Consider the following 280-nt stretch of genomic DNA (forward strand, 5'->3'; position numbering starts at 1 on the left):
CTGCCCGCCATCTGGCCGCAGTGTCGCTTTGGGGGGTAAGCGTTGACGTCGGAGAACAAGGCGCAGGAGAAGCCCAAAAAAGGCACTGCCGCGCAATCGAAGAACAGGGACATGGGATCGGCGCTTCGCTCCGTCTATCAGAAGACGGTGGAGGAAGCGGTGCCGGACGACCTGCTTTCGCTGCTCGGTAAGCTCGACTGACGGCCGATGGCCGTCGCCCCATCCATGCCCGAACAGGAAAGACCGGTGACCACGCGCGGCGACATGTTCGCCCGCTGGC

1 protein-coding gene is annotated in these 280 nt (G+C 63.9%); it reads left to right on the forward strand.

What is annotated here, in order from left to right; all coding sequences use genetic code 11:
- Positions 1-111 precede the first annotated feature (111 nt).
- On the forward strand, positions 112-201 hold the full coding sequence (locus tag CVH10_RS26770) for a NepR family anti-sigma factor (RefSeq protein ID WP_165927158.1): 90 nt from the start codon (positions 112-114) through the stop codon (positions 199-201).
- Positions 202-280 lie beyond the last annotated feature (79 nt).

This window comes from Halomonas sp. ND22Bw, assembly GCF_003011945.1.
Taxonomy (GTDB): Bacteria; Pseudomonadota; Gammaproteobacteria; order Pseudomonadales; family Halomonadaceae; genus Halomonas; species Halomonas halophila.

Excerpts from the sequence above, each read along its gene's own strand:
- CVH10_RS26770 (WP_165927158.1), top strand. The coding sequence starts at position 112 with ATGGGATCGGCGCTTCGCTCCGTCTATCAGAAGACGGTGGAGGAAGCG.